This window comes from Bradyrhizobium sp., assembly GCF_019244115.1.
Lineage (GTDB): Bacteria > Pseudomonadota > Alphaproteobacteria > Rhizobiales > Xanthobacteraceae > Bradyrhizobium.
Genome location: NZ_JAFATE010000781.1, coordinates 1 through 2,028, shown reverse-complemented (window position 1 = coordinate 2,028; position 2,028 = coordinate 1). Strand labels below are relative to the sequence as shown.

Annotated in this window: 2 protein-coding genes; both read left to right on the top strand. The window is 65.2% G+C overall.

Annotated features, from left to right (window positions below; translation table 11 throughout):
• Window positions 1-340: FAD-dependent oxidoreductase (locus JOZ76_RS33425; RefSeq protein ID WP_291705651.1), on the top strand; the 340-nt coding region annotated here is incomplete at its 5' end.
• Between the two features lie 11 nt (window positions 341-351).
• Window positions 352-1,647: an NAD-dependent dihydropyrimidine dehydrogenase subunit PreA gene (gene preA / locus JOZ76_RS33420; protein WP_291705650.1), complete on the top strand. Its 1,296-nt coding sequence runs from the start codon at window positions 352-354 to the stop codon at window positions 1,645-1,647.
• Window positions 1,648-2,028: the final 381 nt, after the last annotated feature.

The following is a 2,028-nucleotide window of genomic DNA, read 5'->3' as shown; positions in this document are numbered from 1 at the left end:
CCAATCGCGCGCCGGCGTTACGACCGGCGTCACGTTCGAATACACCAGGCTTGAGAATGGCAGGCTGATTGGGACCGGCGAGCGGCTGACGCTTACCTGCGACCAGGTGTTCAAGGCGATCGGCCAGCGGCTCGACGGTTCGCCTCAGGATGTGACCGCACTGGCGTTGAAGGACGGCCGCATCAGCGTCGATGCCGAGCGGCGCACCTCGCTCCCCAAGGTCTGGGCCGGCGGCGATTGTGTTGCAGGCGGCGAGGATCTCACCGTCGTCGCCGTCGAGGATGGCAAGCAGGCAGCGCTCTCGATCGATCGCGCCTTGCGCACGAAACCGACGACCTGAGGAGGACGACCATGGCCGATCTCTCAGTCTCGTTCTGCGGCATCAAGGCGCCGAATCCGTTCTGGCTCGCCTCCGCGCCGCCGACCGACAAGGCCTACAATGTCGAGCGTGCTTTCCGCGCCGGCTGGGGCGGCGTGGTGTGGAAGACGCTCGGCGAGGACGGCCCGCCGATCGTCAACGTGTCGGGCCCGCGCTACGACGCTTGGCACGGACCGGACCGGCGCGTGCTCGGCTTCACCAATATCGAGCTGATCACCGATCGCCCGCTCGAGACCAACCTGCAGGAGATCGCGCAGGTCAAGCGCAACTGGCCGGATCGCGCGCTCTTCGTCTCGCTGATGGTGCCCTGCGTCGAGGAGGCTTGGCAGGCGATCCTGCCGCGCGTCGAGGCAACGGGGTGCGACGGGGTCGAGCTGAATTTCGGCTGCCCGCATGGCATGTCGGAACGCGGCATGGGCGCGGCGGTCGGCCAAGTGCCGGAATACATCGAGATGGTGACGCGCTGGTGCAAGGCGCACACGCGCATGCCGGTCCTGGTCAAGCTGACGCCGAACGTCACCGACATCCGCCACGCGGCGCGCGCCTCGCTCAAGGGCGGCGCCGACGCCGTGTCGCTGATCAACACCGTGTCATCGGTGATGGGCGTCGACCTCGACACGATGACACCGCGTCCGCCGGTCGACGGCCTTGGCACGCATGGCGGCTATTGCGGCCCATCGGTCAAGCCGATCGCGCTCAACATGGTCGGCAACATCGCGCGCGATCCGGCGACGCAAAAGCTGCCGATCTCCGGCATCGGCGGGATCACCACTTGGCGCGACGCCGCCGAATACATGGTGCTCGGCTGCGGAACGGTGCAGGTCTGCACCGCCGCCATGGTCTACGGCTTCAAGATCATCGACGAACTCAAGAGCGGGCTCGATTCCTGGATGGCGCAGAAGGGCTACCGCAGCCTCGCTGATTTCGTCGGCCGCGCAGTGCCGCGCTTCACCGAGTGGCAGCATCTCAACCTCGACTATGTCGCCAAGGCGCGGATCGACCAGGATCTCTGCATCAAATGCGGGCGCTGTCACATCGCCTGCGAGGACACCTCGCACCAGGCGATCACGCGCGAGAAGGACGGCAAGCGCCATTTCGAGGTGATCGATGCCGAATGCGTCGGCTGCAATCTCTGCACTGTCGTTTGCCCGGTGGAGAACTGCATCACGCTGGTCGCGCTGACTGAAGGCCGCGACCCGCGCACCGGCTCAGAGCTCGGCGGACATCGCACCTGGATGGAGCACCCGAACAATCCGGCGCGTGCGTAGCGAATTGCCGTGGCGGCTGCCGTGTTTGCCCTCTCCCCTTCTTGTGGGAGAGGGCATCGCCGGATGTTCAACGTACTCGGCTGGGTGAGAGGTCGCTTACCCCTCACCCGACATTCTGCGTTGAATCTCTGAGTAGCCCTCCACCGTGAACTTGCCGAGCAGGTGCTTGAGATAGTCCCTGTGACCACGCGAATCCAGGCAATAGCGGCGCAGGCTCGACGCCTATTTGTTCACTGGTCGCTCCACGACCACGTTGACAGTGTCGCCGATATTGATCGTCATGAGATCCTCGCCCATTACGAGCGGGCCGTTGTAGGTCTCGCGTGTTGCCGCGATAAAATCGGAAGGCTGAGGCGCCCTCGGCCCAGTTTCCCCGGCCGT

What these genes read in the sequence shown, in the direction of transcription:
- preA (WP_291705650.1), top strand. Translation starts at nt 352, where the DNA reads ATGGCCGATCTCTCAGTCTCGTTCTGCGGCATCAAGGCGCCGAATCCG.